The sequence below is a fragment of the Pseudoalteromonas sp. GCY genome (assembly GCF_016695175.1).
In the GTDB taxonomy this organism is placed as follows: domain Bacteria; phylum Pseudomonadota; class Gammaproteobacteria; order Enterobacterales; family Alteromonadaceae; genus Pseudoalteromonas.
Map to the genome: position 1 here is coordinate 601,920 of NZ_CP068023.1, position 24,953 is coordinate 626,872.

Genomic DNA, 24,953 nt, shown 5'->3' on the forward strand with positions numbered 1-24,953 from the left:
GGAGAAAATGATGCAAAAAAAACGTGTTGAAGTCGCCGTTGGTGTGATTGAAAAAAATCAGAAAATCTTTGTCTGCTTAAGAGGTGAAGAGCAACATCAAGGTGGACTTTGGGAATTCCCTGGCGGGAAAATGGAAGCGGGCGAAGATGTGTTTTCGGCATTGAAACGTGAGCTACAAGAAGAGGTTGGCATTGAGATCTATAACTCATCTGAGCTAATGCGTATTGAGCATGACTATGCTGACAAAGCCGTATGCTTATACATTCATCATGTTGAGGACTTTTCCGGTGAAGCTCATGGTGCAGAAGGGCAGCCTTCTAAATGGGTTTCAGTTGAGCAGTTGCATGAGCTCACGTTTCCTGAGGCCAACAAAACAATCGTGGAATTACTACAAGCCCGCCAAAATTAGTGACAAACTTTGTTACTAAATTCAGCACTCAGAGTCATAGTCATTCACTATGTGCATAGGTAGACTAGTGAATGACCGCTTACTTGTAAATAAACATCAGCCAACGATTCTCGTTACTCTGAGGTTTGATAGGAAACACTGTTAGAAGGAATTATTTTAAAGCCATAAAGGTTATGTCTATATTACATTCATCTATATGCAATTGACCTGCTTGATTATTTAACCTGAGGTTTGGATAAGTAATTTGAGCATTATTTTATCTAGATGAATGGAATTCGACGTTTACAAGCGAAACTCTATCAGGGGAATAAAAATGAAGAAACTATCACTGACCGCTGCGAGTGTTGCACTTGCATTGGGATTGATTGGTTGTAGCGAACAACCGCAAACGCAACAAAAACCAGCTGAACAAGCCGAAGCACAAAAAGCGGTTTTAAATTCTGGTATTGAGCTTGCGAATATTGATAAATCTGTGCGTCCACAAGATGACTTCTATTTTCATGTGAATGGCCACTGGTTAGAAAAAACAAAAATCCCGGCGGATAAGTCAAATTATGGCTCTTTCTCGCAGCTCTATGATGAGTCGCAAAAAGCATTGCGTAAAGTACTGGAAGATGCTGCAGATAATACATCTGCAAAAGCGGGTAGCGATGAGCAGAAGCTGGGTGCGTTTTATCAAAGTTATATGGATGAAGGGGCGAGAAACGAGCTGGGCTTAAACCCGGTTAAGCCTTATCTGAATGAAATTCAAGACCTGAAGAGTAAATCGGAGCTACCAGCTATCTTTGCTAGAATGCGTTTAACGGGGGCAAGTACACCGTTTGGTTGGTATGTTAATAATGATGCTAAAAACTCAAGTGAAAACGCGCTTTATATGTTCCAATCAGGCCTTGGTTTACCTGATCGTGACTACTACTTAAAAGAGGATGAAAAATTCATTCAGATCCGCGAGCAGTACCGACTCTACATTGAGCAATTATTAGCAAAAGCGGGTCATAAAAATCCAGGCCAAGCTGCACTGAATATTGTTGCGCTAGAGAAGCAAATTGCCGAGGCGCAATGGACACGTGTTGAAAGCCGCGATGCGACTAAAACGTATAATAAGCTAAGCAATGATGCGTTTAATCAATTAATGCCAGACTTTGATACGTCAGCGTTTTTAACCGCACTTGGTATTAAAACGGATTCACTTATTGTGAGCCAACCTAGTTTCTTTGAAGCGCTATCAAAAATCATTGCAGATTCAACGCTAGAAGCTTGGCAAGACTATTTAACGTTCCACTTCACCAATGACTACGCTGAGTTACTAAGTAAAGATGTAGTTGACCTTAAGTTTGGGTTCTTTGGTAAAACATTGACGGGTGTAGAGGAACAAGCACCAACGTGGAAAAAAGCGGTAGATGCAAGTAATTCTGTGCTAGGTGAAATGTTAGGCAAGATTTACGTAAAGTCTTATTTCCCACCAGAAGCGAAAGCGCGTATGGAAGAGTTGGTTGTCAACCTTATTAAAGGGTTTGATCAGGCAATTGATGGTCTAGAGTGGATGAGTGCTGAAACTAAGGTAGCGGCAAAAGACAAGCTCAACAAGTTTACGCCTAAGATTGGCTATCCTGACAAATGGAAAGATTACTCAGCACTTGAGATAAGTCCTGATGATCTTGTTGGTAACTATGTACGCTATAGCCAATTTGCTAATCAGGAAATGATCGATAAATTAGGCAAACCTGTGGACCGTGGTGAGTGGTTCATGACACCGCAAACCGTGAATGCTTACTATAACCCGGTGAATAACGAGATTGTATTCCCTGCTGCGATTTTACAGCCACCATTCTTTAACCTAGAAGCGGATGATGCAGTAAACTACGGTGCAATCGGTGCAGTTATCGGTCACGAATTAGGTCACGGTTTTGACGACCAAGGTGCGAAGTACGATGGTGATGGTAACCTTCGTAATTGGTGGAGTGAGTCTGACCTTTCACAATTCGAAGCGCGTAGCCAAAAGCTGGTTGAGCAGTTTAATGGTTTTAAACCATTTGAAGATGCTGGTGTAAACGGTGAACTGACACTGGGTGAAAATATTGGTGATTTAGGCGGATTAACCGTCGCTTATAAAGCGTACCAAATTTCACTAGGCGATCAAAAAGCGCCAGTTATTGACGGTTACACTGGGGAGCAGCGCTTCTTTATGGGCTGGTCACAAATTTGGCGTCGCAAATACCGCGATGAAGAGCTGCGTAATCGTCTGATGACAGATCCGCATTCACCAAGTCATTATCGAGTGATTGGTGTGCTGCCGAATATGCCAGAGTTCTATAAGGCATTTGATGTGAAAGAAGGCGATAAGATGTATCTTAAACCAGAAGACAGAGTGAAAATCTGGTAATTTCACATTTTGAATTCGTGGCGGTTTTATTGTGTTCCAGCAGTAAATCCGCCGCTTTTTACGATATCCAATTACAACCCGCTGAACTTCTCACAAAATATGACATCCATTTCAGCACTTTCTGCAAGCACTCGCTATTTCCAAGGTCAAGTTCATCGCTATTTTATGGTATTTACGGCCAAATCAGAGTAGCTTCATTTTGTCTAACACAAGGATATGAAAAAATAATGATAGCGCTGTCATTTTAACTTTTATATGATGTTTAGGAACAATAAGTGATTAAATGATGTTCATTTTGAATTGAACATGAAGACTGGGAGCAAAAGATGAGAATAAAAACGACTTTGCTTGGGGCGATAATTGCTGGGTGCTCGTTCTATACACAAGCATCATTCACGCAGCAGCAGTTAGCGCAGTTTGCAAGTGACACGCATTTTGAATTTGCGGTAGAAAATAACTTCAGCAATGGTGCCGGGGGCTTTAGCGGTGCTATTACACTGACTAACAATTCAAAAGTTAATCTACCAAAAGGACAAAGCGATTGGCAAATCTATTTGCACTCAGTTCGTCATATTTCAACGGAAACCGCTGAAGGTCTGCGCTTTGAGCATATTAATGGCGACCTTCATCGTATAACCCCTACCGATTCGTTTGCTGGCTTAAAAGCCGGTGAAAAGCTCAAGTTAGCTTTTGATGGTTCGGCTTGGGTTGCTGCATACAGCGATTTTATGCCGCGTGCCTTTATTGTGTCAGGTAAAAATAAACCGGTCATTTTTGCAAATACTGATACAGAAGACATGACACAGTTCGTTGCGCCATTTGAGCGTGAGAACCAACTGAAAAGATACAATACACCTACCGATTACACGCAGATAGCGAACGCAGCGCTGCGTTTTGAACGTAATCAAAGCAATATTTCGGTCTCAAAAGAAGATGCGCTAAGACGTATCATTCCAAAGCCTGAGCACATCGACTTCAGTCGTGGCGAAATCACCCTTAACAAAAACTGGCAGATCCGCTTTGCCGGACGTTTGAAGTCAGAAGTCGCCGTTTTTCAAGAAGACTTATCAGAGTATGGACTGGATTTAAAAGCTGAAGCTAATCACGTGCCTGAAGGGAATATCCCGACGATCCGCCTTAAAGTTGCGAAAAGTCTAGGGCGAGATTATGACTACAGCCAAGCTGGGTCATATACATTGGATATTGATGATGATGTGATTGAAATCACGGGTATTGATAACGCAGGTGTGTTTTACGGTATTCAAAGTTTGCTTGCGCTATTTCCAGCCGATAGTAAAAATGAAATTACCTTGTCTCACGTAGAGATCAAAGACTCTCCGCGCTTTAGCTGGCGTGGTATGCATTACGACAATGCCCGTAACTATCATGGTAAAGATGCGTTATTTAAATTAATTGAACAGATGGCGCGTTATAAGTTAAATAAGTTCCACTGGCACTTTTCAGATGATGAAGGTTGGCGCTTGGAGATCCCAGGGCTCCCTGAGTTAACAGAAGTCGGCGCATTCCGTTGTTTTGATTTACAAGAGCGTGAGTGCTTACTGACTCAGTTGGGCACAGGTCCTTTCAAAACGGGAAGTGGAAATGGTTACCTGTCTCGCGAGGACTTTGTCGAGTTACTTAAATTTGCCACTGCGCGTCATATCGAGATCATTCCAGAAATCGAAAGCCCTGGGCATGCTCGTGCTGCGATTAAGTCGATGGAAGCGCGTTATCACAAATTGATGGAAGCAGGTAAAGCGCAAGAGGCCAAAGCCTATCTTTTGAACGATATTGATGACACTTCAAAGTATCTAACCGTGCAACTCTATACTGATAACTCTATTAATGTTTGCTTGGACTCAAGCTATGCCTTTATGGAGAAGGTGGTATATGAGCTGCAGGAAATGTATCGCGATGCTGGTACTATGCTAACGACAGTCCACTTTGGTGGCGATGAGGTTGGAAAGGGCTCATGGACTGAATCACCAGCATGTAATGAGCTATTTGCGGTGGCCGACAACGGAGTGGCTGGACCCAATGATTTAAAACCATACTTTACTCAAAAAGTTGCAAAGCTGCTTGCTAAGCGTGGGATCACCCCTGCCGCTTGGGAAGATGGTTTAATGTATAACACCACGACGACCTTTAAACGTGATGAATTTCCAAATCCACAGTTTTTGGTAAATACTTGGGATAACATTTGGGAGTGGGGGGTTGCAGACAGAGCCCACCGTTTTGCAAACAACAATTACCAGGTTATTTTGTCTCACGGTACACATTTGTACTTTGATCATCCTTACGAAGCGCACCCTGAAGAGCGCGGCTATTATTGGGCAACTCGTTACACAGATACGAAAAAAGCATTTTCGTACATGCCAGATAATATTTATGCGAATGCGGATTTCACGCGAAATCGTGAGCCTATCGTGAACCTAGAGGCCTTAGTTGGCCGCGAGTTGCCCGCACTTAAAAGACCGCAAAATATCCTTGGTATGCAAGGGCAAATATGGAGTGAGACCATTCGCTCGGAAGACCAAGTCTTACGATTGATTTTCCCTCGTTTGCTTTCGCTTGCGGAGCGCGCTTGGCATAAAGCGGATTGGGAAGGGCGTCGTATTAATCAAAAAGAGTTAAACAAGGACTTTTCAACCTTTGCAGCAGCATTGTCTTTAAAAGAGATTGCAAAGTTGCAAAATGATGGCATTAAGCCAAACCTTCCAGTTCCTGGTGCCAAGGTGGTGTTGGGTAAACTTGAAGCGAATAGTGCTTTCCCTTATCTTGCAATTGAAGTGAGCTTAGACGATGGAGAATCTTGGCAGCCTTATACTGATCAGATGAGTGTCTCAGATGAAAGTAAGGTATTGTTGAGAACGCGAGCCGGAGATAAAAATACGAGCCGTGTCACAGGTTTGAAATAAACCCTCGTATTCAGTTTATCGCAAAAAAGGGCAATGGCCCTTTTTTGGTGATAATTTTGCTCAAATTCTAACTGGTAATGAAATAGATTTTAACGTAAAGTTAAATGTCAGCGCTGTCATTTATGTAAAGAAAGCAGTGAGCAAAGCAAAAAATAACAAGGCAAAAAGCCATACAAACAATAAACGATGAGTAATGTTTATGGAAGCTACCGTGTCGAATACAACAAAACGAAGTAACGCGATCCCTATGGCAATTGTCGCCGCCATGTTTTTTATTCTTGGCTTTGTGACTTGGCTTAATGGGTCGCTAATGCCATATTTGGAGCAAGTATTAAAACTAACTCCTCTCCAATCTTCATTTATTCTTTTCTCTTTTTATATTGCGGTGACATTTACCGCGGTTCCTTCTGCCCTAGTTATCCGCAAGGTGGGTTATAAAAATGGTATGGCCATCGCAATTGCGATGATGATGTGTGCGGCGTTGCTATATATTCCAGCGGCTAAAACACAAATGTTTGCATTGTTTTTGTTTGCTCAATTTACTATGGGTATTGGGCAAACATTATTACAAACTGCTGTAAACCCTTATGTGGTACGTATTGGGCCTGAAGAGTCAGCAGCTGTACGCGTAAGTATTATGGGTATACTGAATAAAGGTGCTGGTATTGTTGCGCCGCTTGTATTTACCGCGTTGGTGCTGAGTAACTTTACTGATATGGCAGGTAAAGAGCTGACTCAAGCTGATATTGATGCAATGGCCAACGGTCTTATCGGGCCATATTTAGGCTTGGCTGCATTTATTGGTATTTTTGCCTTGGGTATTAAGTTTGCACCACTACCTGAAATAGAAAAAGATGACGAAGAAGAGCATGGCTCAGTGAGAGAAGCGCTATCTCATCCTAATCTAAAGCTTGGTGTGATCGCGCTGTTTTTGTATGTTGCGGTTGAAGTGATTGCTGGTGATACGATTGGTTCATTTGCATTAGCGCTGGGTGTTGAAAAATATAGTGTGATGACGTCTTATACTATGGCTTGTATGGTTACGGGCTATATTCTGGGCATTATATTGATCCCGAGAGTAATATCGCAGGAGAGGGCGTTAACAGCATCTGCCGTGCTTGGTGTGCTTCTCACGCTCGCAATTTCATTTGGCAGCCCAGACTCATTTGTCATTTCAAATCTATTTGGATTATCAGCGTTGCCTGATATTCTATTGATGGTCGCTATTTTAGGTTTAGCGAATGCCATTATGTGGCCAGCTATTTGGCCGCTCGCATTATCTGGACTTGGCAAGCTAACCAGTGTAGGCTCTGGTTTATTGGTTATGGGTATTGCCGGTGGTGCATTCGGTCCAGTATTCTTAGGTTTAGCTAAGGGCACATCTGGCACAGTGGAATCACAGCAAATTGCACACCTTGTAATGTTACCTTGTTATCTATTTATAATCTTCTACGCTGTGAAAGGTCATAAGATCAAAAAGAAAGCGTAGCAAGAAAATGTAAAGCATTTCTATGTATGTAGAAATAATCCCGTGTGTAATGCCACCTGAATAAGGTGGCATTTTTTATGCCTAAATCATTCCCTTACCTACAAAACTGGCTTAATGCTAAGATCTTTTTCGTGAAATAAAATCGCTGCTACGCTGATGCTTATTGTTTGTTGTTTGTTGTTTGTTGTTTGTTGTTTGTTGTTTGGTGTTGGTCGTGTAGGAGCTACTTTATGTAGCGAGGGTTTTATTCTCAGTCGCGATATAAAATCGCTGCTACGCAGATGGTTGGTGCTTGTTATTTGGTGTTGGTCGTGTAGGAGCTACTTTATGTAGCGAGGGTTTTATTCTCAGTCGCGATATAAAATCGCTGCTACGCTGATATCTGACGCTTGTTGTTTGGTGCTTATTGTTTGGTGTTGGTCGTGTAGGAGCTACTTTATGTAGCGAGGGTTTTATTCTCAGTCGCGATATAAAATCGCTGCTACGCAGATGTGTGGTGCTTGTTGTTTGGTGCTTATTGTTTGATGTTGGTCGTGTAGGAGCTGCTTTATGCTGCGAGGGTTTTATTCTCAGTCGCGATATAAAATCGCTGCTACGCTGATGCTTGTTGTTTGGTGCTTATTGTTTGGTGTTGGTCGTGTAGGAGCTGCTTTATGCTGCGAGGGTTTTATTCTCAGTCGCGATATAAAATCGCTGCTACGCTGATGCTTGTTGTTTGGTGCTTATTGTTTGGTGCTTATTGTTTGGTGTTGGTCGTGTAGGAGCTACTTTATGTAGCGAGGGTTTTATTCTCAGTCGCGATATAAAATCGCTGCTACGCAGATGTGTGGTGCTTGTTGTTTGGTGCTTATTGTTTGATGTTGGTCGTGTAGGAGCTGCTTTATGCTGCGAGGGTTTTATTCTCAGTCGCGATATAAAATCGCTGCTACTTGGTGTTTATTGTGTAGGGGTGCTATGTGCGTAAAAATAAAAAGTGAGGAATACATTTATAGAAAGAGTGGGGCGACTGATGGGACTTGAACCCACGACAACCGGAATCACAATCCAGGGCTCTACCAACTGAGCTACAGCCGCCACAAAAGAATTGAACACCTCGTTTGGTGTGGCGCGCATAATACATAAGTTTTTTCCAAATGCAAAGGGAAATATCGAAAAAACTTAATAAAAGTTTTTTTTTGGAGATTATTTCCGCATACAGCAAATATTCATATATCCTATGTATGATCCAGCCGATCTAATGATAAATAACTGCTTAATATAAAAAGGGGGATGAGTATGGAAGCTGTTTGGAAATGGGTTAATGAGAACTCAGATTTAATCTTACACTATGTGCTTCAAGGCGTTATAGCACTAATAATTTTCTTCGTTGGCTTAAAACTAGCTAAGTTCAGTGCTGATCTCACTGAAAAAGCATTTAGTAAACGCAAAGTAGATAAAGCGGTAGGTTCATTCGTTGCCAATATTGCTTACGCTATTGTCTTTGCCGCGACACTGCTTATGGCATTATCTCAGGTTGGTATTGAAACCACCTCATTCATTGCTATTCTAGGTGCAGCCGGTTTGGCTGTTGGTCTTGCCCTGCAAGGTTCACTTTCTAATTTTGCATCTGGCGTACTTATTATTATGCTACGTCCGTTCAAGTCTGGTGACTATATTGAAGCGGGCGGCAGAGCAGGTAGCGTACAAAAGATAGAAATCTTCTCTACCGAGCTTCGTACCCCTGATAACAAAGTAATTGTTATGCCAAACTCTTCGATTATGTCTGGTGCAATTGTGAACTACTCGCGTGAAAAAACACGTCGTATTGACCTTGTTATTGGTGTTGGCTATGACGCAGACCTAAGAGAAGCAAAAGCGGTATTAAAGTCTGTACTAGACAATGAACCAAGAATTCTTAAAGAGCCTGCGTACACTGTTGCGGTACTAGAGCTTGCGGATTCAAGTGTTAACTTTGTCGTTCGCCCTTGGGTTAAAACAGAAGAGTACTGGCCAACGTATTTCACGTTAGTGGAAAATATTAAAATTGCGCTAGACGAAGCCGATATCACCATTCCATTCCCGCAAATGGATGTTCACCTACACAAAGATCAGTAAAAGGTTAGTTAGAAATGAAATTAAAGGTTTTAACCTGTTGTATTCTTGTTGCAGCAAGCGCTAATGCAGCGGCAGAAGGCAAAGCTAAGAAGCCAAAGAAAGTTTGGGATGTAACCAGTGAAGTGGGTGCGATTATCACCAGTGGTAACACAGAAACAACAACCCTAAAAGGTGGGATCAAAGCTAAGCACAACCTAACTAACTGGAACAACGAGTACAAGTTAGATGGCTTCTACAAAGAAGACACGCGTGAAAACGATGCGGGTGTAGATGTTACATCTCGCACTAACGAAAAATACTCAGCGTCAGTTCAAGGTAACTACAAGTTAAATGAAGATAACAGCCATTTATTCGTGTTTGGCTCTTATGTTTCAGACTACTTTGGTGCTTACCGCAGTGAAGCGGTTATTTCAGTGGGTTACGGTCAACGTTTATTCGAAAATGATGACATGTATCTTAACGCTGAAATAGGTCCCGGTGTAAAACGTTTTGAGCACCAAGACGATAGCACTGAGCTTGACGATGATGGTGAACTACTTGCTGGTACTTCTGAGAGTGAGTTCATCGGTGTTGGTAAACTAGATTACCAATGGCAGATCTCAGAAAACGCACGTTTTACACAGCTTATTGCGGTTGAATATGGTGATACCAACACTAAAACAACGTCTGAAACGGCGTTGCTGACCAAAATCAACGGTTCTCTGCAGATGAAAGTGGCATACAACATCATCCACAACTCAGACGTAGCAGACGATAAAGAAAATACTGACACAGAAACCTCACTTACTTTGGTTTACAGTTTCTAACAAGTATCTTGTCAAAGGGCACCTCAGTGCCCTTTTAATTCTTCCAAACTTCGGTAGAATGCCTGAAGTTTAACAAAAATCCACAATGGAAGAGATTTACGTGAAGTTCCTCAGACTACTACTCCTCTCAATGCTTTTTTTGATCTCACATCAAACAATAGCGGTAACACCCAGTAAACAGCAAATAGAGCAGTTTAAAAAGCTCCCCAAAGCACAGCAAGAAGCCTTAGCAAAACGTTATGGTTTCGATGTAAGTGCGTTAGATAGCAACAAAAAAGGTGATAAAAAGAACGAAGAGAAGGAATCTTCGATTTTACCACGTGACAAAAAGGGGTTACTGGAAGAGGAAGAAGAAGAGGATAAATTCAAACCAAAATTAGAAGAGCTTAAGCCTTTTGGTTATGAGCTCTTTGCTGGTGAGCCTACGACTTTTATTCCTTCTGAGTTGGCTGCTATTCCTGATACTTACTTGCTTGGGATTGGAGATACAGTACAAATCAACCTGTATGGTAAAACCAATGAAGAGCACGAAGTACAAATCGATCGTGAAGGACGTCTCGCAATTCCTAACCTAAGCCCAATTCATGTAATTGGCTTATCATTTAAGGAATTGAAAGCACTGATCTCGAAAAAAATCTCTGAGGAAATGATCGGTGTTCAAGCTTTCGTCTCGATGGGTGAGCTAAACCCTATGCGCATCATGGTAGTGGGTGAAGCCTATAAGCCTGGTAGCTATACAGTGTCTCCTCTCGCCACTGTCACACATGCTCTGTTTGTTTCTGGTGGAGTGAGTGATAATGGTTCGCTGAGAAAAATCCAAGTCAAAAGGGCTGGTAAGCTAGTTACTACCTTCGATCTCTATGACTTATTGCTATTTGGTGATAGCTCTGATGATGTAGTTTTAAAGCCTGGCGATGTTGTATTTATTCCGCCAGCAGCTAAGAAAATAAAAGTAAAAGGTGAAGTTAACCGTCAAGCAATCTTTGAGCTTAAAGAATCTGACTCGCTTGAGAGTGTGATGGCTATGTCAGGAGGCTTCAAAGCTAATGCAAATAAATCGAAAGTGGTTGTCTCACGCTACAACGGTGATGGAAGGCGTATCACCCTAAACTACAACTTTACTGAAAACACAAGCTACAAACCACAAAACGGTGATGAAATTTCGGTCAACGCGGCTTCAACTCGTTTCCAAAATACCGTTACTGTAGTTGGTGCGGTAACCAGCCCAGGTCATTATGAATGGCATCAGGGTAAGACACTCAAAGATATCTTCAGTGCGCCACGTGAAGACTTGCTATCCATTGCAGATTTTGGTTACTCATTGATTATTCGTGAAGTTAACTTTGAAGGCGACATCGCTATCCATCAGTTTTCTTTACAAGATATTTTTAACGGTAAAGCGGGAGATATAGAGCTCGCGTCTAACGATACAATCGTCGTATTTAGCCGTTATCAGCTTAAAGAAGAAGAAGAACAGTTATTAGAAGACCTCGCGTATAACAAAGAGCAACTGAAACTACGCGAAAACGTGAAGTTATGGGAGCAATTTGAGCGTGATGAGTTCTTAAAATATATTGGTTTGAAAGAAGATGAACTATTTGAGCTTGAGGAAGAAGTTAAATTAATCACAAGTATTGATGCACTTTTTCAAAAGCCTGAGGAAGTAGAAGAAGAAGACTATGCGGTATTTAGTCGTCAAAAACTACTTGCGCCAATTGTTGCTAAGCTACAGCGGCAGGCAACACCTAGCGAACCTGCAAAATTATTTGCAGTAAACGGTCAAGTTAAGTTTCCTGGTGTTTATCCATTATCTGAAAATGCAGATTTCCAAAAAGCGGTGCAAGCTGGCGGTGGATTTCTAGAAGCTGCGTATCTTGAGCAGGTTGAGCTAACTCGTGTTGTTTATAATGATGGTAAACAGGTTGAACATATCCAACTCAACGGTTTGAACGAGTTGGCTAATCCAACTCAAATACTGACGAGCAAAGATACTGTTAACATTTTCCCAAGACCTAATTGGCAAGAAAGACTACAAGTTAAGGTTGTTGGTGAGGTTAAGTTCCCTGGGACGTACACTATTAAACGTGGTGAGACACTTGATAGCCTACTAGAAAGAGTTGGTGGCTTTAATCAATTTGCACATAAAGAAGCGGCAATTTTTACGCGTGAATCTATCAAGCGTAAGGAAACTTCGCAAATTCAACGCCTAACTCAAGAGTTAAGACGCGATATCATTACTAATACTTTCCAAAAAAGTGCCACTGCAAATACTTCTATGCCATATGAAGATATGGATCAAATATTAAAGGATTTATCGAAGGTTGAGGCGTTAGGACGTTTGGTTATTGATCTTGATAAACGGTCAACCCAATCTTTGCAGTTAGAAGATGGTGATGCGTTATATATCCCAGCGATGCAAGACTCTGTTAGTGTCATTGGTGAGGTTAACCTGGCTGCAACACACTTATTCGATTCATCCAAGTCTGTTGATGACTACATTAAAGCTAGCGGTGGATTAAAGCAAAAAGCGGATGATGAACGTATTTATATCATTAAAGCTAATGGTTCAGTTGAATTACCAAGTTCAGGATCCTGGTTTGCAGTCAGCAGCCATGGAGGCCAACTAGCGCCGGGCGACACGATCGTTGTACCTCTAGACGCTCAACATATTGATAGCTTGACACTGTGGAGTACAGCGACACAGATTATTTATCAGCTTGGCTTAGCTGCGGCTTCAATTGCAACGCTTAACAAATAATGGATAACAATAAACAGATGACTGAAGCTGATATCATTAAAAAAAATGAAGTTGATTTGACTGAAATTTTGTCAGTGCTTTGGAGAGGAAAGTGGTTAATTATATTAATCACTGCTGTATTTGCTGTATCCAGTGTGTTTTTTGCACTTTCTCTACCGAATACTTATAAAGCGACAGTATTACTTTCACCTGTTGAAGATACTCAAGGCGGCATGCTCTCAAATCTGAAGTCGGAGTTTGGTGGCTTAGCAGCAATGGCAGGGGTGAATTTGGGGGGAAGAAAAGGTGATAAATCGGCTCTTGCGCTTCAAGTAATGCAAAGCCGCTCGTTTTTAAATAACTTTGTTGAAAAATATGAGTTAAAGCCAAAACTGATGGCTACTGAGGGGTGGGATCTGGGCAGTAATCAGCTGATATATAACGCTAAAGTTTATGATAAAGAAGCTGGTATTTGGCTCAGAGATGTTGCAGCACCTTTTAAGCCTGAGCCAGGCATTCAAGAAGTCTTTGAACATATCAGAGCACAAAATTTAGCTGTGATAGAAGAAAAGGAAAAGGGACTAATTACGATTGCAATGACTCATTATTCCCCCTACTTAGCGAAGGAAATGGTGGAAAACATCGTTGTAGAAATTAACGATTACATGAAAGCTGAGGCAGTAGCAGAGTCCAATGTAAAAATAGAGTATTTGAAAAAGGCATTAGCGGAAACATCGGTTGCAGATATGCAGAAGATATTTTACCAGCTGATCGAGCAACAAGAGCAGACAAAGATGCTAGCGCAAACACAGTCGCAATATGTGTTTAAGACAATTGATCCTGCCATTCTACCGATCCAAAAAGCTGGACCAAAGCGTGCACTGATTTGTCTTGGTATTACTTTCCTAGGCAGCGTACTTGCGTTTGTTCTGTTATTATTTAGACATTTTGTGCTCAGAAAGTAATTTTTGGGTAGGATAGAGAGTTGTTATTTAGTGTTATTGGCAATTTAGTTTAAATTTAATTTCTATTACAATGGCGCGTTAATTAGATAATGATGGAAGCATGTGGATCTTTATGGTCATTTTCTTTGCATTTTTAGCATCGTACTGTTCAATTTTTATGATTAAGCCTGTCGCTGAGCGTTTTGGCTTAGTTGACGTACCCTGCAGCCGAAAAAAGCATGTGGGTGCTATTCCGCTTATCGGTGGTGTATCGATTTTTGTGGCAGTGTTGGCTTCAATCATTGTATTTTTGCCACTTGAGAAAAAGCTGATAGTTTACTTAATTTGTGCTGCTGCTATCGTCCTTCTTGGGGTAATTGACGATTATCGCCAATTAGGAGTCAAGATCCGTTTAGGTGTTCAGGCTTTAGTTGCACTTATTATGATGTGGGGCTCCGACGCTTATATTCATAACTTGGGCAATTTGTTTGGATTTGGGTCTATTGACTTAGGGTTGTTAGGGATTCCTTTTACAGTCATTGCTGTTATTGCTGCTATAAATGCCTTTAACATGATTGATGGTATAGACGGCCTAGCTGGTGCCATGAGTATTACAACGTTTGCAGCCATTTTAATATTAATGGGGGTTAATGGTGGGCAGTTATCGGTTTTACCGTTAATCATTATTGCAACCATAGTTCCTTATCTCGCCTTCAACCTAGGCGTACTGGGTCACCGAAATAAGAAAATATTTATGGGTGATGCGGGCTCTATGTTCATTGGGCTGAGCGTCATTTGGTTGTTAATGATAGCTACTCAATCAGAAGTAGATAACGCTTTCAGTCCAGTTACTGCGCTTTGGATAATTGCTATTCCACTGATGGATATGATGGCAATTATCATTAGGCGTGTTAAAAAAGGCCATTCTCCATTCAAAGCAGACAGAGATCATTTACATCATGTCTTCATGCGTATAGGTTTTAGCTCCAGAAAGGCCTTAATTACGATATCAATGTTGGCTGTATTTCTTGCGTCGATAGGGATTGTTGGAGAGTTGATAGGTATTCCCCATTGGTTTATGTTAGTCTTATTTATCGGTATTTTTGCTGCCTATTCTGCTTGTATTCAACACGCATGGAAGGTAGCACGGTTTTTAAGAAAGCACGTCTTTATCAAAAAACAGAATTAAAGAGTAGTTCAATGACAAAAAATATGAAGGCAAAGAATAAACATAACGGCTTCACCATGATGGAGTTGTTAATTGTGATCGTAATTTTAGGCTTGCTAGCTTCATTAGTGGCACCAAAGTTTTTTGACAAGTTAGGTGATGCTGAAAAAGGGATCGCAACGTCACAAATGTCTGCGTTTGAAACTGCACTAGATACTTATCGCTTGGATGTTGGGAAATATCCAGAAAAGCTTTCTCAGTTGAGAAAGGATGATAATCCTCGATGGGATGGTCCATACTTACCAAAAGATATTCCTCTTGACCCATGGGGAAATGAATATATCTATGAAATACCAGGAAAAGATGGGAATCCATACACACTAAAAGCGTTGGGAGCTGATGGTAAAGAAGGTGGTACCGATAATGATGCAGATATTGTTCACCTATGAGTGAGTTACATCAGTTATTGGTTGAGTCTTTTCACGTCTCACCAAGCGAGCTATCAAAAGCGCTTGAGTACCAGCAAAAGTATGGCGGAAAATTAGAGCAGATTTTGGTAAATATGGGGGCGTTACCAGATGATCAGGTAACCCCTTTATTGTCTCAATATCTTCAAGTGCCTATCTTAGATCTGACTCAGTGGCTCGAAGAGCCTATAGTAGAGTTAAATGAGTCAACCATCGGTGACTTGGTGAAGTGGGGATGTTATCCACTATCTTGGAATAGTGGATCTTTACATGTCGCATGTAAAGATCCACTGCTGCCAGAGTTAAATGAATGGCTAGCAGAAACTGAAGCGGAAATTGAGTACTATTTGGCAACAGAGTATGAGCTTAAGCAACTTTTCTCTCGTCACCAAACTACAGAAAATGATATTACTACCGCAAATCTGACCGGTGACGAGGAAGAGCGCTTGCGTGAAATGGCTTCTGAAGCACCAACAGTCAACTTACTTAATTCTCTTATTTCTAAGGCGTTAAGGCAAAATGCTTCAGATATGCATTTGGAACCTTATGATGGCTTTTATCGTGTAAGGTATCGTATTGATGGGGTTTTACATGAAGTAGAAAAGCTTCCCAGAACGATGCAAATGCCTTTAACCACTAGACTTAAAATTCTGTCTGGCATGGATATCGCTGAAAAGCGTAGACCGCAGGATGGCAAGATTGAGCTGAAAATCGCTAATCAAGAAGTAGATATCCGTGTTTCTGCACTTCCAGTTAACGAAGGCGAATCCATTGTTATGCGTTTTCTTCGCAAAGATAATGTTAAATATGATTTGTCTGTCATTGGACTGTCTGAGGATGTTGAAACTCAAATTAGACGTGATATTAAAACGACCGCTGGTGTTGTGTTACTAACTGGTCCTACAGGCTCAGGTAAGACGACTACACTATACACTTTCTTGAATGCACTAAATAATACGGACGTTAAAATTATTACTCTAGAAGATCCCGTTGAATATCAACTAGATGGTATTAACCAAGTGCAGGTTCAAAGTGATATTGGTTTTGATTTCGCTGCTGGATTACGCTCAATAGTACGTCAAGATCCTGATGTTATAATGCTAGGTGAAATACGCGATAAAGAGACGGCACAAATTGCACTACAATCAGCACTTACAGGTCACTTAGTTTTCAGTACGGTTCACACCAATGATGCTGCGAGCGCTTACACCCGGTTGCTAGATCTTGGCGTTGAGGAGTTTTTGCTCAACGCAGCTCTTGTTTCTATAGTAGCTCAACGACTTGCAAGAAAAATTTGCCCACACTGTAGTGCCCCTGTTGATAATGCCGACGAGCTTTTTGAGCGTTTTGAACTGCAACAGTTTTGCGAGAAGTTCGAAATCGATCAAGTAAACCTCAGACATGGTGAAGGTTGTGAGCATTGTGCGCATACTGGTTACAAAGGACGTATGGCTGTGACTGAATATTTGGGTTGCGATAGCACAATAAAGTCTCTCCCTAAAGATGCTAATTTTATTCCGTTAGCTAAGCAACATAATGCGTCTTTAAAGCGAAGAACGCTTGTTGAAGACGGTATTTATAAGGCGATACATGGCTTGACTACAATTGAAGAAGTTATGAGGGTCGCTGGCTAATGCCAAACTTCAAATATAAGGCACTTGATTCATCCGGAGCTAAAGTTGAAGGCAGTGTAGAGAAAGCCTCCAGTGATGATGCTATTCGATTCCTTGAAAGTGAGGGGCTTTATACTTTAAGCATTACAGAGGAGAAAGCTGGTATTTCTTTATTTTCCTCTGGAAAGGTGTCTTTGGCAGACCTAGAATTTTTGACCGCCGAATTAAGCCTTCTACTCGCTTCTGGTGTGAAAATAGACAAAGGTCTGGACATTATTCGGAAAACAAAAGCTAAGCCTGCTCTTGCTGACATGCTTAAAGATATTTCGAAAAGAATAAAAGGGGGGGAAAGTTTATCTGAAGCGTGTAAAGCCCACCCCAAAACTTTCGATAAACTATACTGTAATCTAATCGAATTAGGTGAAGCGTCAGGGAATTTGACAGAAGTGTTTGCTGACTTGGCTAATGACTTAAAGTTTAAACGTGATTTACGCTCAAAGATTATTAGCTCTTTAAGCTACCCAGCTGTGATTTTCTTTGTTTGCATATTAAGTGTTTTATTCATTTTTAATTTCATCATTCCTAAAATGGCTGAAATGTTCAGAGAAGCCGATAATTTACCTTGGTATACGGAAATGATGCTTTCTCTAAGTGACTGGATGGTGAACTATCAGTGGTTCCTGATTGTGGGTACGATAGTGAGTGTAGGTGGCTTCATTAGTCTGTTAAAACATGAACACTTTACTGATAGCTTAGACAGATTGGCACTGCGTCTGCCTTTAGTCTCCTATCTAGTGATTTCCGTAGAGCGAATTCGCTTTAACAGTGGGTTGGCAATGATGATACGATCTGGAGTTGCTATAGATAAGGCGCTAAAGCTATCTACAGGTAACGTTAAAAATCATGTTTTACGTCATCAGTTAGATATCGCACAACAGAAAGTTAATCGAGGCAGTGCGTTAAGCCCTGCCCTTAGCCAAACAGAGCTATATCCAGACTTTTTTGTTTCGCTTTTAGAAGTTGGCGAAGAGTCGGGCCATTTGGAAAAAGTATTTTCAGAAATAGCTTCCCGCTCTAGGCAAGAGTTTGAAAGTTGGACACAAAAGGTGACAACATTACTTGAACCGCTGATGATTCTGTTTATGGGGGGGATCGTAGGTGGTGTCGTTGTCGTTATGCTGTTGAGTATGGTTTCAATGAATGATATTGGCTTATAGTCATGATGAGAAAGGCACTAGGTTTTACATTAGTTGAAGTAATGGTTGTAATGGTAATTATTACAGCTCTAGCCGGTCTAGTTGGCCCATTCACAATAGATGCAATTAATAAAAATGAACGTCGTGCCGAGCTTTCAAGTTTAAATAACTTGCTTAAAAAATCAGGATATAGGGCTTATTTAACGCAAAGCCTACACTTGGTTACTTTTGAGAATAATAAACTCACTATTATCGATGAGCGAAATTCGCGTCCTTGGCGGGAAGTCGTTTTTAAATATCTCACCTTCCCGACGCAAACTTTACATATAAACAAAAACGGCTTTATCTCACCTTCAGAGTTATCTGTTGAGTACAATAATGGGAAACATAAAGTCCAGCTAGATGAAAAGGTAAATGGTATTATTGAGGTGAAGTTATAATGCCTCAAAACAATTCACGCGGTTTTACGTTAGTAGAAGTGCTCGTTGCCAGTGTTATTTTATTTTCTACAATTACTGCCGTTACCCTCATTTATCGTGGAGCATTACTTTCTAGTACAAAAGCAACTCAATCTGTAAGGATCACGGGTGTTTTACCAGTCGCCACAGAACAAATTGGCTACATGATTCGAAGGCAAACATCTGGTGAGGTTACTGACCTATCTGGTAGAAATGTGTTTTGGGGTGTTCAAGTGGAGTGGACTGCAAATCGAACAGACTACCGGTCCGCGCCATCCATTTTCAACTTCGATACAGGTAGAGATGAAGAGCAACCGAAAAAATATTTTCTTTGGCATGTGAGTGCTAGATTTAGTCTTGAAAATTACCAGCGTGACTATGAGTTTACGGAAATAAGCTGGAATGAAAAGTAAACACAACGGCTTCACTTTAATTGAACTATTACTGGCAATAACAATACTGTCTGGGTTGCTATTAGTGGGGAACTACTCTTACCAAATACTAGCAAGCCGGTGGCAAGATGAGCTTGGGCAATTTTCACAGTTCCAAGAGTTTTCTCGAAAACTGACATTATTTAATAGAACCCTAAATGGTATTCAGCCCTACGTAGTGAAAAAAAGAGACAACTTAAATGTAAGATTTGGCTTCCTGTTCGAAGGAGGAGAGCAAAGTTTACTTAGTATTTCAAAAGTTGGCTTGATGCAACAAGATTTTCCAGAAGTATTTCGTTTAGTTGTGCAAAAGCAAGAAAATGAAAAGTACAGTTTGCTTTACCAAGCAAAATCAACAAAGCACTTTTTGCTCAAGTACTCAGATCAAAATATCGAGTTTTCAAAAACCTATGTTTTATTCAAAGATCTCGATGAGGTGAGGTTTAACTATCTTGGATGGGACAGTATTAATCAAAAGTCAAATGAGAAAAGTAATGGTGAAACTCCTACTTGGAGACGTTCCTATTCAGGTTTGGACTTGCAGCAATTACCTGAAGAGATCGCGATCTTAATGAAGCAAGATGGTAAAGACTTACTGTACACCATTGAATTAGATAAAAATACGCTTAGGTATTTAACTCCATATTTGGATATCTCGTGATGAAAGTAAACGGTATAGCCCTAGTACAAGTACTTATTTTGACGGCATTACTCTCTATTTTTGCACTATATATTTCCTCGTCTGCAAAAGATCAGGTACAGCTTGCAACGTGGTCAAATGAACGTGCAGAAGCCGAGCTACTTATCCGCAGTACTTATTCTGAACTTTTATTCGCCTTGCTAACTAATGAAAGAGCTAAGACGTCTATTGATGAAGGGGGGACGAAGATAACGGAAAGATGGAACTTTTTTGGTCATCCATTTTCAGTAACTTCCCAAATTGAGGTGAGATTGCAAGATCTATCAGGAAAAATTGGACTGCACTTTTTTGAAAGAAACAGACTGGAATCATTATTGCGTTATGGAGGAGTCAGTGAAGACCGAATAGGCTTGATAATAGACCGCTTGTTAGACTGGCAAGATGCTGATAATATCGCCAGACCTCAGGGGGGGGAAGGTATAAACGGGGTTGAAGTAAGAGATGGTTATGTGACCGATCTTACGGATTTGGAAAAACTTATAGATCTAACTCCTGCAGAAAAGGCATTACTGTATGAGAATACAACCATTTATTTCAACGGTTCCTTTAATCCCTTAACGGCATCTAAATCTTTACTTGCAGCTGAAACTGATGAAACAAGCGCCGAGCAAATAGATGCACTGAGAAAAGAGCGAGATGTGACACCTCTCGAGTATCGTAAGATTACAGGGAAAGGCGTAGATACTGATGTTAGGTTGTACCCAGGCCCTTCTGTTGAGTTTACAATTACCGCTAAAGTTGGTGACGCAAGAATAACCAAGCACTTTGTTGTTGGTACTAAACGCTACAGCAAAGGCAAGCTTGAACCAATTAATATTATGTACAAAGAAGGCTAAACAGTGTGACCACTAAATTTAAAAACTGGCTTGTTCGGCTTTTTTCAAAGCAAGTTTATTATTTTAATGGGCAGCTCTACAAGTTTGCTATCCAATCCAATGGCGATATAACGTTAGATAAGTCTGAGCATAGAAACCCAAGAATATTAATAGTATCTCCTCGGTATGTTTCCGTTGATACTGAAAAGTATCCTGTTACTAATAAAAAAGAGTTAAATAAAATACTGGCTCTAAAAACAGCACCTACTACAAGGTACAGCTTAATTAGCATATCCAAAGAAGGAGGAGCTGATGTACTTAAATATCAGTTTAAGGACGAGATACCAGCAAGCTGGATGAGAATCCCTGAAGTCGCAATTTTAGGGCAGTTCACAACTTGTGAAAAAGTGTTAGAAATTAAGTATAGCGATACAGAAGGTGAATATTATCTCGCAAAGTCTGGGGAGCAGCTTAAGTATGCACCAAAAGTTGGTCTATTGAATTCACTTGAGCGTCTAAAAGTTGCGACAGGTGTAAGCGCTAATGAAGTTGCACAAGTTAATTGGTCTGAGAAGATTTCGCTGCTTTATTCCGGTCTTATTAGTGCGGGGATGAATACATTAAAGCCGTTCTTGCCCCAGCGAAGCGAAGTAAATTTGGAAAAGTATATTATTCCAAGTATTGTACCGATAAGTGCTGTTGTTCTAACCTACATGCTGATGAGTAGTGTCGCTCTTCTGGTTAATGAACATTATTTAAATAAGCAAATAGAGTCTCAATCTCAGCAATTAGGCAATCTGCTGAACTTAAACAGTCAGGTGGATGAACAGCGCTCTACCATTAGCCAATTAAGTGCATTTTTATCTGACAGGCGTTCAATTATTGGACTTTGGCAAGTCATTGCACCGCTTTTTAAAAATCTAAACATCGATCAAGTGACATTAAATGGTCAACGAATTGTGTTTCGGGCTCAAGGTGGAAGCGCTACTGCTGTTCTTGAAGAGTTTAGGAAGTCCAAATTGGTTAATGACGCTAAGTTTGATGCACCAGTATTGAGCTTGCGTAATGGAGAGCGGTTTACCATTAGCTTTGAACTGAATAGTGTTTACGCAAAGAGTACCTTAATCAAATGAACGATTTAAAAAAGCATAAGTATGCACTTAGCTTTATTTTATTACTTGTTTTACTAAAGTTTGTTCTCTTACCTTGGTATGAGTGGCAAAATTCACTTTCTGTTAGCAACAAACTGCTGTCTAGTAAAGTAGAAAAGTCTGAGTTATTAATTGAAAATGCAGAACAAATAAAAACCGCTATTGACTCGCAAGGTTCACAGCTTAAAGAATTAGCTAGTTTTTTTTACAATTCAGATTCCAACGATCAAGTTAAGTTGGAAATTCAGAAACAACTTGAAAATCAATTAAAGGTTTTTGAGTTACAGAAAAACAGTATAGGCTGGCAAAATACTTATAGGTATCCTGAGTATCCAGTAAAAAAACATTTGTTATCAGTTAGCTTTTCTGGGGATACATATCAAGCTATTCAATTCTTATTGATGTTAAGTAAAAGTAAAAAAATTAACGAGTACGAGAATTTTAGCTTCAACCTTTTACGTCAACAGGAAGGTGGGTTAGGGCGAGTGAATGTTACAATGAGAATTGCTTTTTTCGAGCTAACTAAGGAGCTAACATGACGCAAGTTAATTGGCGCTCCCCTTATGTAGGTTGTTTGTTGGTACTAACACTGATGATGTGTTTATATGACGGTTATGCTCGCTTTTACTCTGGCAGCGTTGGGCACTCGAAAAATAATACTCTAGAGTCTTTTTCGTTACCGAAAATCGTCTTCTATGATCAGCAAGATATCGATGGTGTGCTTGCTTTGTACGATAAATATAGAGCTGACGATGAAGAAATAGCAGCGGAACAAAAAATAATGAGCCAAGAACAGCAAGAGCAACAAAGCGGCGAATTGAATAAGGTGTTCGTTGGAGATAATCAGTTAGCGTTGAAAGCTGTTTTACTAAACGGTACGGGAGCAGTAAAACAGGCGACCGTATTACTAGATGTAGTAAACCTAAAAAATCGTACGAACAAACTTCATTCATTTACGCAAAATAGTAACGTATTCGGATATACCTTGAGTAGCATATCGAATACTCAGGTTGAACTTACTAAACAGGCGACTAATCAGCATATAGTACTGACAATGTATCAACCAAATAATAAGAGTAAGGGTAACTAATAGTGTCTCAATTTGTAGTGAAAAAAACCGCGCTAGCTAGTGTCGTAGCTTTAGTTATTTTGAGTGGTTGTCAAAGCACGCCTTCAGCTAATAAAGACTTTGATAAGTATGAGGTTACCTCATCATACTTAAATGGCAAAGGTGAAAAAGTCACAGTCGAAAACGCAGAATTACTTAAAGAGGAAGATCAAACGCAAGAGCGTGTGAAGTTTCGATTTATGCCTGCAATGAAAATATCACGAGGTGATGTTGCTACGGCTGAAGATGTATTAGCTCGGTTTGACACTGAAAAAACGCTTACTTTGGCGGCAGACGAGCTGGCGTTAAAAGACTATCTTCATCACGTTTTAGGTGAACAGTTGAAGTTGAGTTATGTTCTAGGCGATGATGTTAAGGAAGATGGAAAGTCTGTAACATTAAACCTTCAAGACTCTATTAGCCCGAGAAAGCTATTTAGCCTAACTGAAAAGCTATTGACTGAGCGTGACTACGTTATTCGGTTAAATGACGGAATATTCTATATTCATAAGAAAGAAAGTGCACAATCGAACAATGTTATTTATGGATATGGTAAGAAGCCTGAAGATGTTCCAAACACATCATTAGATATCCTACAAATAGTCCCCTTTGATTATGGTCTGCAAGCCTCGTTGCCAAATACGATCAGGATCTTACTTGGTATTACTGCACAGGCTGATGTTGCAAACGGTGTTATGACTGTCAAAGGTAAACGTAAAGACATTATCAGAGCGTTAGATTTAGTTAACTTAATGGACAAACCAAGTATGTACCAAAGAGAGATTGGTGCTTACAAAACCACTTTTACAGATACAAAAAGTGCGATAGCTAAGTTAGAGCAACTTCTGGAGGAGGAAGGAATAACATTAGCCAAAAACGGAGGTGGGAAGGGAAAAGCGCCACTTTCAGTTGTAGAAATTGAAAACCAAGGGGTTCTGATTTTCTTCGCTACACAGCAAAGTTTGCTAGAGCGTGCAAACTTTTGGCTGGATCAAATAGACAAGCCGCTAAAAACAACTGAGCTACAGTATTTTATTTATCAACCAGAGTTTAGTCGAGCAGCAGATTTAGGCGTGAGTCTTGAGGCGCTAATTGGTTCTAATACAGGTTCAGCTGTGGGGACGAATACAAGCGTAGACAGTGAAAATAAGTCGAACCAAGCGAATTTCAGCAATGTAGCTAGAAGCGCCTCGTCAGAAGGCTTAAAAATGGTTGTTGACGAACGCTCGAACACCATAATATTCCACACTTCAGGGTCGCGATATCAACAGTTGATCCCGCTGATTAAAAAGTTAGATATTTTGCCAAAGCAGGTTATGCTTGAAGTTGTTATTGCAGAGGTTACGTTAACTGACGAGTTCAAAAAGGGAGTCGAGTTCGCCTTTAAAAACGGCAATTACGGAATAGAGACAACCGGCCAGTTTATGGGGGAAGGCTTTGGAGGGTTATCTTATTTAGTTCAAGGCGACCGAGGTCAAATTAAAGCAAACTTCCTCAAAACGAATAGTCTCGTAAACATTTTATCCCGACCAACTCTGGTTGTGAGAGACGGAGTGGCTGCATCTATCAGTGTGGGGACAGATATTCCAGTAGTTGGAGAAACGGCAACAGATCCTTTAAATGGAACAGATAGACAAACTACAAAGATCGAGTATCGCCGAACTGGTGTTGAGCTTGGGGTAAGGCCAACAGTGAATGCGCAGGGCGTTGTATTGATGGAGATCCAACAAAAAGTATCCAACGAAGTAGAGGCCGGCTCAACATCATCCCTTAACCCTAGTGTATTTGAGCGCTCAATTAGAACGGAGGTTGTTGCTGAAAGTGGTCAAACAATAATATTGGGTGGTTTGATTAGTAACAACCGCACGCGGAAAGAGTCAAAAGTCCCTATTTTTGGTGATTTACCTGTACTTGGGCACTTATTTAGGGCCGATACTGACAGTGGAGATAAAACAGAACTTGTTGTGCTGGTTACGCCGAAAGTGGTGCACAATCAAGATGAATGGGATGGCTTAAAGCAGCAGTTTCAGGATGGCTTAGAGAATTTAACCTTTTAGCCGGAGCTA

At 40.6% G+C, this 24,953-nt stretch carries 20 protein-coding genes and 1 tRNA gene; 20 read left to right on the forward strand and 1 reads right to left on the reverse strand.

Annotation, left to right across the window (positions count from 1 at the left end; all coding sequences use genetic code 11):
• The first annotated feature begins 10 nt into the window (after window positions 1-10).
• The 4 genes from mutT (at window position 11) to nagP (ending at window position 7,199) form a co-directional block, all read left to right on the forward strand.
• The gene (gene mutT / locus JJQ94_RS07800; protein WP_099029039.1) at window positions 11-409 is read left to right on the forward strand and encodes an 8-oxo-dGTP diphosphatase MutT; all 399 of its coding nucleotides are present in this window, start codon (window positions 11-13) and stop codon (window positions 407-409) included.
• Window positions 410-722: 313 nt separating this feature from the next.
• Window positions 723-2,792, forward strand: coding sequence for a M13 family metallopeptidase (locus JJQ94_RS07805; protein ID WP_099029040.1), 2,070 nt, complete (start codon window positions 723-725; stop codon window positions 2,790-2,792).
• A 326-nt stretch (window positions 2,793-3,118) separates the two neighbouring features.
• Window positions 3,119-5,710, forward strand: a complete 2,592-nt coding sequence (locus tag JJQ94_RS07810) for a family 20 glycosylhydrolase (RefSeq protein ID WP_099029041.1) — start codon at window positions 3,119-3,121, stop codon at window positions 5,708-5,710.
• Between the two features lie 199 nt (window positions 5,711-5,909).
• Entirely contained in the window at window positions 5,910-7,199 is a 1,290-nt protein-coding gene (gene nagP / locus JJQ94_RS07815; protein WP_353477787.1) for an N-acetylglucosamine MFS transporter NagP, read from the forward strand.
• 998 nt (window positions 7,200-8,197) lie between these two features.
• Here nagP and JJQ94_RS07820 read toward each other — a convergent pair.
• Window positions 8,198-8,273, reverse strand: a tRNA-His gene (locus JJQ94_RS07820).
• Between the two features lie 201 nt (window positions 8,274-8,474).
• Here JJQ94_RS07820 and JJQ94_RS07825 point away from each other — a divergent pair.
• The 16 genes from JJQ94_RS07825 (at window position 8,475) to JJQ94_RS07900 (ending at window position 24,944) form a co-directional block, all read left to right on the forward strand.
• On the forward strand, window positions 8,475-9,293 hold the full coding sequence (locus JJQ94_RS07825) for a mechanosensitive ion channel family protein (RefSeq protein WP_099029042.1): 819 nt from the start codon (window positions 8,475-8,477) through the stop codon (window positions 9,291-9,293).
• A 14-nt stretch (window positions 9,294-9,307) separates the two neighbouring features.
• The gene (locus JJQ94_RS07830) at window positions 9,308-10,099 is read left to right on the forward strand and encodes a DUF481 domain-containing protein (protein ID WP_099029043.1); all 792 of its coding nucleotides are present in this window, start codon (window positions 9,308-9,310) and stop codon (window positions 10,097-10,099) included.
• 100 nt (window positions 10,100-10,199) lie between these two features.
• Window positions 10,200-12,857, forward strand: a complete 2,658-nt coding sequence (locus JJQ94_RS07835) for an SLBB domain-containing protein (RefSeq protein WP_442960334.1) — start codon at window positions 10,200-10,202, stop codon at window positions 12,855-12,857.
• Entirely contained in the window at window positions 12,857-13,801 is a 945-nt protein-coding gene (locus tag JJQ94_RS07840) for a Wzz/FepE/Etk N-terminal domain-containing protein (protein WP_099029045.1), read from the forward strand. Before JJQ94_RS07835 ends, JJQ94_RS07840 begins: the two co-directional genes overlap by 1 nt.
• Window positions 13,802-13,901: 100 nt before the next feature.
• Window positions 13,902-14,969: a UDP-N-acetylglucosamine--undecaprenyl-phosphate N-acetylglucosaminephosphotransferase gene (wecA, locus tag JJQ94_RS07845; protein ID WP_099029046.1), complete on the forward strand. Its 1,068-nt coding sequence runs from the start codon at window positions 13,902-13,904 to the stop codon at window positions 14,967-14,969.
• An 11-nt stretch (window positions 14,970-14,980) separates the two neighbouring features.
• A complete protein-coding gene (gene gspG / locus JJQ94_RS07850) occupies window positions 14,981-15,397 on the forward strand; it encodes a type II secretion system major pseudopilin GspG (protein WP_099029047.1) in 417 nt (138 codons plus the stop codon).
• Window positions 15,394-17,049, forward strand: a complete 1,656-nt coding sequence (locus tag JJQ94_RS07855; RefSeq protein WP_099029048.1) for a GspE/PulE family protein — start codon at window positions 15,394-15,396, stop codon at window positions 17,047-17,049. Before gspG ends, JJQ94_RS07855 begins: the two co-directional genes overlap by 4 nt.
• On the forward strand, window positions 17,049-18,245 hold the full coding sequence (locus JJQ94_RS07860) for a type II secretion system F family protein (RefSeq protein WP_099029049.1): 1,197 nt from the start codon (window positions 17,049-17,051) through the stop codon (window positions 18,243-18,245). The genes JJQ94_RS07855 and JJQ94_RS07860 overlap by 1 nt, the downstream gene beginning before the upstream one ends.
• Before the next feature lie 2 nt (window positions 18,246-18,247).
• Window positions 18,248-18,664 carry a prepilin-type N-terminal cleavage/methylation domain-containing protein gene (locus tag JJQ94_RS07865; protein WP_099029050.1) on the forward strand — a complete coding sequence of 139 codons (417 nt, stop codon included), beginning with the start codon at window positions 18,248-18,250 and terminating at the stop codon, window positions 18,662-18,664.
• Window positions 18,664-19,095 (forward strand): PilW family protein, encoded by a 432-nt coding sequence (locus JJQ94_RS07870; protein ID WP_099029051.1) that lies wholly within the window; start codon window positions 18,664-18,666, stop codon window positions 19,093-19,095. Before JJQ94_RS07865 ends, JJQ94_RS07870 begins: the two co-directional genes overlap by 1 nt.
• On the forward strand, window positions 19,085-19,774 hold the full coding sequence (locus tag JJQ94_RS07875; protein ID WP_099029052.1) for a prepilin-type N-terminal cleavage/methylation domain-containing protein: 690 nt from the start codon (window positions 19,085-19,087) through the stop codon (window positions 19,772-19,774). Before JJQ94_RS07870 ends, JJQ94_RS07875 begins: the two co-directional genes overlap by 11 nt.
• On the forward strand, window positions 19,771-20,649 hold the full coding sequence (locus JJQ94_RS07880; protein WP_141557592.1) for a general secretion pathway protein GspK: 879 nt from the start codon (window positions 19,771-19,773) through the stop codon (window positions 20,647-20,649). The genes JJQ94_RS07875 and JJQ94_RS07880 overlap by 4 nt, the downstream gene beginning before the upstream one ends.
• A 5-nt stretch (window positions 20,650-20,654) precedes the next feature.
• Window positions 20,655-21,761 carry a hypothetical protein gene (locus JJQ94_RS07885; RefSeq protein WP_099029054.1) on the forward strand — a complete coding sequence of 369 codons (1,107 nt, stop codon included), beginning with the start codon at window positions 20,655-20,657 and terminating at the stop codon, window positions 21,759-21,761.
• Window positions 21,758-22,318 (forward strand): hypothetical protein, encoded by a 561-nt coding sequence (locus tag JJQ94_RS07890; RefSeq protein WP_099029055.1) that lies wholly within the window; start codon window positions 21,758-21,760, stop codon window positions 22,316-22,318. The genes JJQ94_RS07885 and JJQ94_RS07890 overlap by 4 nt, the downstream gene beginning before the upstream one ends.
• On the forward strand, window positions 22,315-22,869 hold the full coding sequence (locus JJQ94_RS07895; RefSeq protein ID WP_099029056.1) for a hypothetical protein: 555 nt from the start codon (window positions 22,315-22,317) through the stop codon (window positions 22,867-22,869). The genes JJQ94_RS07890 and JJQ94_RS07895 overlap by 4 nt, the downstream gene beginning before the upstream one ends.
• A gap of 2 nt (window positions 22,870-22,871) precedes the next feature.
• Window positions 22,872-24,944, forward strand: coding sequence for a secretin N-terminal domain-containing protein (locus tag JJQ94_RS07900; protein WP_236596563.1), 2,073 nt, complete (start codon window positions 22,872-22,874; stop codon window positions 24,942-24,944).
• The last annotated feature ends 9 nt before the right edge of the window (window positions 24,945-24,953 follow it).

Coding starts and splice junctions, on each gene's coding strand:
- wecA (WP_099029046.1), top strand. CDS start 13,902: ATGTGGATCTTTATGGTCATTTTCTTTGCATTTTTAGCATCGTACTGT.
- JJQ94_RS07875 (WP_099029052.1), top strand. CDS start 19,085: ATGAAAAGTAAACACAACGGCTTCACTTTAATTGAACTATTACTGGCA.
- JJQ94_RS07865 (WP_099029050.1), top strand. CDS start 18,248: ATGATGAGAAAGGCACTAGGTTTTACATTAGTTGAAGTAATGGTTGTA.
- nagP (WP_353477787.1), top strand. CDS start 5,910: ATGGAAGCTACCGTGTCGAATACAACAAAACGAAGTAACGCGATCCCT.
- JJQ94_RS07830 (WP_099029043.1), top strand. CDS start 9,308: ATGAAATTAAAGGTTTTAACCTGTTGTATTCTTGTTGCAGCAAGCGCT.
- gspG (WP_099029047.1), top strand. CDS start 14,981: ATGACAAAAAATATGAAGGCAAAGAATAAACATAACGGCTTCACCATG.
- JJQ94_RS07825 (WP_099029042.1), top strand. CDS start 8,475: ATGGAAGCTGTTTGGAAATGGGTTAATGAGAACTCAGATTTAATCTTA.
- JJQ94_RS07805 (WP_099029040.1), top strand. CDS start 723: ATGAAGAAACTATCACTGACCGCTGCGAGTGTTGCACTTGCATTGGGA.
- JJQ94_RS07840 (WP_099029045.1), top strand. CDS start 12,857: ATGGATAACAATAAACAGATGACTGAAGCTGATATCATTAAAAAAAAT.
- JJQ94_RS07855 (WP_099029048.1), top strand. CDS start 15,394: ATGAGTGAGTTACATCAGTTATTGGTTGAGTCTTTTCACGTCTCACCA.
- JJQ94_RS07810 (WP_099029041.1), top strand. CDS start 3,119: ATGAGAATAAAAACGACTTTGCTTGGGGCGATAATTGCTGGGTGCTCG.
- JJQ94_RS07890 (WP_099029055.1), top strand. CDS start 21,758: ATGAACGATTTAAAAAAGCATAAGTATGCACTTAGCTTTATTTTATTA.
- JJQ94_RS07870 (WP_099029051.1), top strand. CDS start 18,664: ATGCCTCAAAACAATTCACGCGGTTTTACGTTAGTAGAAGTGCTCGTT.
- JJQ94_RS07895 (WP_099029056.1), top strand. CDS start 22,315: ATGACGCAAGTTAATTGGCGCTCCCCTTATGTAGGTTGTTTGTTGGTA.
- JJQ94_RS07860 (WP_099029049.1), top strand. CDS start 17,049: ATGCCAAACTTCAAATATAAGGCACTTGATTCATCCGGAGCTAAAGTT.
- mutT (WP_099029039.1), top strand. CDS start 11: ATGCAAAAAAAACGTGTTGAAGTCGCCGTTGGTGTGATTGAAAAAAAT.